The organism is Acidiphilium sp. JA12-A1 (assembly GCF_000724705.2).
GTDB lineage: Bacteria > Pseudomonadota > Alphaproteobacteria > Acetobacterales > Acetobacteraceae > Acidiphilium > Acidiphilium multivorum.
The window spans coordinates 20993-27280 of the sequence record NZ_JFHO01000091.1 but is presented as its reverse complement, the minus strand read 5'-3'; the positions used below and the strand labels follow the sequence as shown (position 1 = coordinate 27280).

At 70.4% G+C, this 6288-nt stretch carries 6 protein-coding genes; 5 read left to right on the top strand and 1 reads right to left on the bottom strand.

Translation table 11 applies throughout. From position 1 onward, the window contains the following. The 4 genes from RT91_RS15715 to metG form a co-directional block, all read left to right on the top strand. Nucleotides 1-410 (top strand): SPOR domain-containing protein (locus RT91_RS15715; protein ID WP_035188294.1); only part of this gene is annotated, 410 nt, incomplete at its 5' end. Next, nucleotides 407-1039 carry a dTMP kinase gene (gene tmk / locus RT91_RS15710; protein ID WP_035188292.1) on the top strand — a complete coding sequence of 211 codons (633 nt, stop codon included), beginning with the start codon at nt 407-409 and terminating at the stop codon, nt 1037-1039. The genes RT91_RS15715 and tmk, both read left to right, overlap by 4 nt. Continuing rightward, nucleotides 1039-2007, top strand: coding sequence for a DNA polymerase III subunit delta' (locus tag RT91_RS15705; RefSeq protein ID WP_035188290.1), 969 nt, complete (start codon nt 1039-1041; stop codon nt 2005-2007). Before tmk ends, RT91_RS15705 begins: the two co-directional genes overlap by 1 nt. Beyond that, nucleotides 2004-3539, top strand: coding sequence for a methionine--tRNA ligase (metG, locus tag RT91_RS15700; RefSeq protein ID WP_007423208.1), 1536 nt, complete (start codon nt 2004-2006; stop codon nt 3537-3539). The genes RT91_RS15705 and metG overlap by 4 nt, the downstream gene beginning before the upstream one ends. Nucleotides 3540-3608: 69 nt before the next feature. Here the strand turns inward: metG and RT91_RS15695 are convergent, their stop codons facing one another. After that, a complete protein-coding gene (locus tag RT91_RS15695; RefSeq protein ID WP_007423207.1) occupies nt 3609-4622 on the bottom strand; it encodes a flagellar motor switch protein FliM in 1014 nt (337 codons plus the stop codon). Between the two features lie 156 nt (nt 4623-4778). Here RT91_RS15695 and RT91_RS15690 point away from each other — a divergent pair, with 156 nt between their 5' ends. Further along, nucleotides 4779-6284: a glycosyltransferase family 39 protein gene (locus tag RT91_RS15690; protein ID WP_035188289.1), complete on the top strand. Its 1506-nt coding sequence runs from the start codon at nt 4779-4781 to the stop codon at nt 6282-6284. Nucleotides 6285-6288 lie beyond the last annotated feature (4 nt).

Genomic DNA, 6288 nt, shown 5'->3' with positions numbered 1-6288 from the left:
GGCCCCATCTCACGGCGGCGCCGGTCGGCGCGGTCGCCGCCGCCGCCCTGCCGCCGCCGCCCGGCGCCGGCGGTTCGGCCGGCGCGGTTTCCGGCACGATCCGCCCAGCCACCGCGCATCCGGCCGGCGTCCCCGGCGCTGTCGAGCGCCTGTCCGGCGTGGTGCGCACCGCACCACCATCGCCCGGCCCGCTCTATGTCGAAATCCCCGGCTTCGGGTCCACCACCGACGCCATGAACCTGCGCGCGCGGCTCGCCGGCATGCCGGGCGCGATCCTCCCGCAATCCGCCGGCGGCCGCACCCTCTATGCGCTGCGCCTCGGCCCCTATGCCAGCGCGCCCGCCGCCGATGCGGCGCTGCGTTCGCTGCTCGACCGCGGCGTCGCCGGCGCCGAGATCGTGGTCCGGTGAGCCGGCAGGGCGTCTTCATCACGCTCGAAGGCGGGGAGGGGGCCGGCAAGTCGACGCAGATTGCCCGCCTTGCCGCCCGGCTTCGCGCCGCCGGGCACGAGGTTCTGACCACCCGCGAGCCGGGCGGCACGCCCGGGGCCGAAGCGATTCGCGCGCTGATGCTCGACCCCGCGCGCCATTTCGCGCCGCTGGCCGATACGCTGCTGGTCTTCGCCGCCCGCGCCGACCATGTCGCCGCCATCATCCGCCCGGCGCTCGAACACGGCGCCGTCGTGCTGTGCGACCGTTTCACCGACTCGACGATGGCGTATCAGGGCCACGGCCTGGGCGTGGACCGCGCGGCGATCGCAACCCTCGGCGCGATGATCGGCGCCACGCCCGATCTCACGCTGATCCTCGACCTGCCGGACGCCATCGCCCGTGCGCGACTGGCGCACCGCGGCGGCGGCGCCGACCGCTACGAACAGTTCGATACCGGCTTTGCCATCCGCGTCGCTGACGGCTTCCGCGCCATCGCGGCTGCCGAGCCGGATCGTTGCGTCCTGGTCGATGCCGCCGGCGGGATCGAGGACGTCACCGAAACCCTCGCCGGCCTCATCCGCGCCCGGCTCGGCCTCGCCATCGCCTGATGCTGCCGCCCCGCGCCAATCCCGAGCTTCGGGGCCATGACGACGCCGTTGCCGAACTCTTCCGCGCCGCGACCGGCGCGCGCCTGCACCATGCCTGGCTGATCGCCGGCCCGCCCGGAATCGGCAAGGCCACGCTCGCTTTCCGCTTCGCCCGCTGGCTGCTCGCCGGCGCCCGCACGCCAGACCTGTCGCTCCCCGCGCGCGATCCCGCCTTCCGCCGCATCGCCACCGGCGCGCATGCCGACCTTCTGGTCATCGAGCGCCGCTACGACGAGAAGCGCAAGCGGATGCAGGGCGAAATCGTGGTCGACACGGTCGCCGCCGCCGGCCGCTTCCTGCGGCTCACACCGGGCGAGGGGGGGTGGCGCGTCGTCATCGTCGACGGGGCGGAGGCGCTGAACCGCAACGCCGCCAACGCGCTGCTCAAGCTGCTCGAGGAACCGCCGGCGCGGGCGATCTGGCTGCTGGTCTGCCACGCGCCCGGCCGCCTGCTGCCCACCATCCGCAGCCGCTGCCGCCGGCTGGACCTCGACCCGCTGCCGGCCGACACCGTCAGCAGCCTGCTCGCGGCCGCTCTGCCCGACCTTCCCGCCGAACGCCGCACGGCCCTGGCCGCGCTGGCCGAAGGCTCGATCGGCCGCGCCTTGTCCCTCGCCGATGCCGATGGCCTCGCCCTGGCCGGCCTCGTGGGCGAAGCGCTCGCCGGTCCGCTCCCGCCCGCGCGCGACGCCGCCATCGCCGATATGATCGCCCGCGCCGATGACGGGTTCGCCACCTTCGCCGACCTGCTGCGCGCCGCCCTGGCCACCGAAACCCGTGCCGCCGCCCGTGCCAAACCGTCGCCCGCGCTTGATGGCCGCGCCCGCCTCTGGCAGGACTTCGGCAGGATCGCGGCGGAGGTCGACGGTCTCAATCTCGACCCGCGTGCGGCGGTTCTGACCATGCTCCAGCTTCTCCGAGTGCCATGACCCGAAAATTCTACATCACGACCCCGATCTATTACGTGAACGGCGCGCCCCATATCGGCCACGCCTACACCTCGGTCGCCGCCGACGTGCTCGCGCGCTTCAAGCGGCTCGACGGGTTCGACGTGCATTTCCTCACCGGCACCGACGAGCATGGCCAGAAGGTCGAGGCCACCGCCCGCGCGAACAACATCGCCCCGCAAGAGTTCACCGACCGCATCGCCGGCGAGTTCCGCGCCATGGCGCAGGCGATGAACATCTCGAACGACGATTTCATCCGCACCACCGAGCCCCGCCACATCCGCTCCTGCCAGGCGATCTGGCAGGCGATCGAGCGGGCAGGGGCCATCGAGCTCGGCCATTACGAGGGCTGGTACGCCGTCCGCGACGAGGCCTTCTACGATGAAAGCGAACTCGTCACCGGCGCGGACGGCATCAAGCGCTCGCCCTTCGGCGCGCCGGTCGAGTGGGTGCGCGAACCCTCGTATTTCTTCAAACTCAGCACGTTCCAGGATCGTCTTCTGAAACTGTATGAAGACAATCCGGAGTTCATCCAGCCCGCTTCCAGCCGCAACGAGGTGCTCTCCTTCGTCCGCTCCGGCCTGCGCGACATCTCGATCAGCCGCACCAGCTTCAAATGGGGCATTCCGGTGCCCGGCGCGCCCGATCACGTCATGTATGTCTGGATCGACGCGCTGACCAACTATCTCACCGCCTGCGGCTATCCGGACATGGACGCGCCGCTGATGAAATACTGGCCGGCGGACCTGCATCTGGTCGGCAAGGAAATCACCCGCTTCCACGCCGTCTACTGGCCGGCGATGCTGATGGCCGCCGGCCTGCCGGTTCCCCGCCGCATCTTCGCCAATGGCTGGTGGACGATCGAGGGCGAGAAGATGAGCAAGTCGCTCAACAACGCCCTGGCCGTCGAGCCGCTGATCGCGGAATTCGGGCTCGACCAGCTGCGCTTCTGCCTGCTGCGCGAAATGCCCTTCGGCAACGACGGCAATTTCTCCCGCCGTTCGGTCATCACGCGGATCAATGTCGAGCTCGCCAACGATCTCGGCAACCTCGCCCAGCGCACGCTCTCCTTCATCGCCAAGAACGCTGGCGGCGTGGTGCCCGAAGCGGGTCCCGCCGCCGAGGCCGATCACGCGCTGCGCGCCATCGCCGACGGCCTGCCGGACCGCATGCGCGATGCGATGGATCGCCTGGCCTATCAGGAGGCGATCGAGGAGGTCTGGAAACTCGTCCGCGCCGCCAACGCCTATATCGACCACCAGGCTCCCTGGGCCTTGCGCAAGACCGACCCGCAGCGGATGCTGACTGTGCTGCGGACCCTCTGCGAGGCGCTGCGCGTCGTCGGCATCCTGCTGCAGCCCTTCATGCCGGAAGCCATGGCGAAACTGCTGGACCAGCTTGCCCTTCCGGCGGATCGGCGGGGTTTCGCGTCACTCGCCACCCCGCTCGACGCTGGCGCCGTTCTGCCGCCGCCGTCCGGCTTGTTCCCCCGGATCGTCGAACCCGCTTCCTGAATCACGCAGCAATCGGATCGCGAACCTCGAACAGGGCATAATTCGCGATCCGGGCCAGGCCCGGCGGAGCTATTCCCGCTCGCGCGAGATCCAACCCCGGATTTCGGCGGCCAGCCTGCCGTGCCGCACGCCAAGGCGGCCGGCGAACAGATCCACGCTGCCGCAGCGCAGCGTAACGTCCGAGCCGCGCGGCGCATTGATCGGGATGATGTCGCCGACGCGCAGGTCCATCACCGCCCCCAACTTCATCGTCTGTTCGTCGAGCACGGCCTCGAGTTCGATATCCGTGTGCCAGAGTTCCTCGGCGAGATGGCTTTCCCAGATGGAGTCGCGGCCGAACTTCTCGCCCATGAACTGTTGCAGCAGCAGTTCGCGCACCGGTTCCAGCGTCGCGAAGGGCAGGATGATGTCGATCATGCAGTTGCGCCCTGCCGAGTGCAGGCTGAGCCGCGCGGTCAGCGCCACGCCCGAATTCCGTCCGATCGTCGCGAATCGCGGATCGGTCTCGGTGCGCTCGAAATCGAACGTCACGTCGCAGATCGGCGCGAAGCTGTTTCTAAGATCGTGCAGCACCACCCGGATCAGCCGCTCGGTCAGGTTGCGGCTGATGGAGGTCACCGGCTTGGGCAGTTGTCCGGTCGCGGCGGCAACCCGACGGCCGCCGAGCAGGATCTCGGTCAGGTTGCTCACCGTCATGGCGTCGACATGGATCAGCCCGAGATTGTCCCACTCCCGCGCGCGGAACACGCCCAGCAGCGCCATCGGCGCGATCTCGGCAAAGCTGTCTGCCAACCGCCGCGAGGCCAGCCGCGTCAGCCGGACTTCCACATTGTCCTGAAACAGGTTGCGCAGCGAGCCGGCCAGGATTCGCGACAGCCGCTCGAAGACGACTTCCGCCATCGGCAGCCGCTCATAGCTGTCCGCCCGGCCATAAAGCAGCCGGCTGGCTTCCTGCTCCGCTTCCGGCTCCGGTTGCAGAGCGTCGTCCTCAAGAGCGCCCCCGCCCGAGAGAATCGAGTCGATCTCTTCCTGCGCGAGTTGTGTCGCGCTGTCGGTCCTGTTCGTTCGAGCCTGCCCGCTCATCCGCTCCTCTACTCCCGCCGGGCCATGCGACTGGCCCGCTCCTCGATCCGCCGACACCATGCCCCAACCGGGTTAACAAAGAATTGAGAACGCAATCGAAACGCAGCCGACACCGAACGTCGTCGATCCGTTACACGCCGGCGTCATTCTGTCGCGATGCGGGCGGCGTCGGATCATCGCAGCGAGCGGGCCGGACTTCTGGCGGGCATCGGGCTGGTTTTCGCGGCGTCGCTCGCGGCACGCCTGCACGGGCTCGGGGCCAAGCCGCTCTGGCTGGATGAGGTCATCACCTTCACCCGCGCCGGACGGCCGCTGCACGGCCTCGTGCTCGATTCGCTGCGCAACCACCATCTGCCGGGCTTTTTCGTGATCGAGCGCGCCGCGCTACTGCTCGCGCCGAAGGCCGCGCAGGTGGCGGCGTTGCGCCTTGTCCCGGCACTCGCCGGGGCCGCCTGCGCGGCGCTGGTCTTTGCCATCGCCTGGTCGGCCGGCGGACGGAGCGGCGCCTGGCTTGCCGGCCTGCTGATGGCCTTCGCGCCGCTGCAGGTCGCATTCGGCCAGGAAGCCCGGTCCTACACGCTGATGATGGCGCCCCTGCTGCTGGCGCTGCACGGTCTGCTCGGCCTCGTGCGCGCGCCCGATGCGCCCTCCCGCCGCCCCTGGCTGAATTTTGGTCTCGGCACCGCGGGCGCGCTGCTGGTGCTCCCGGATGCGCTTCCCTGGCTGGCGGCGGCGACGCTTGCGATACTCGCCGCCGCCCTGCCGCGGAGCCGCGACCGCATCGGGCTTCTCCGCCGCTGGATCGCGCTGAATGCCGCCCTCCTGTTGCTGGTGGCGCCGGCCTATGCCTTGTTGCTGCTGGTGCCGCCCCAGGGTCCGATGGCAGGGTTCGCCTGGATTCCGCCGCCTTCCGCATCGTTCCTGTGGGCCGACGCCGCCAGTCTCTATTTCATGCGCGACGCGACGATGGTGACGATGCGGCTGCTGCCACCCGTCCTGCCCGGGTTCGCCGCCGCAATGGCGCTACTCGCCATCCTCGGTCTCTGGCGCCTCCGGCGCGCCCGCGCCGAGGCACTGGTGCTGCTGATCGTCTGGCTTGGCCTGCCGATCGCCCTCGGCGTCGTCTCGCTCGTCCACCCGGTGATGCTGCCGCGCTACCTGCTCTGGAGCGCGCCGCCCTTCTTCGTTCTCGCCGGCCTCGGCATCGAAGCCCTGCCGCCACCTGCGAGGCTGGCGGCGCTGCCGGCCGCCGCCGCCGTGCTGCTGTTCAATCTCGCGCCCTACTACCATGCCGAAACCAAGCCCCGCTGGGATCTGGCGGCGGCCCGGCTCGCCGCGCGCGCCACGGCGGGCGACGTCATCCTGGCAAGCGACGGTGCGGCTTGGGCCATGCTCGGCCATTACGATCCCGCCCTCGCGCCGCTCGTCACCCAGCGCCGTGCGCGCGCCGCGGCGGCGCTGGCCGAGGGACGTCCGGTCTTCGCGATCTACGGGCCGGCGGGGCAGGGGGCGCAACCCTCGCCCGCCGCCTTTGCGGCGATGGCCGCAAGTCTCGGCCCGCTTTCACCGCCCCGGCGCGCCGGCTCCGAAATCGTCATCCGCCGGATCAGCCCGCCGCCCGCCGCGCGCATCGCCTGTTCGTCGGGCGCCATCTGCCGCTGATCCG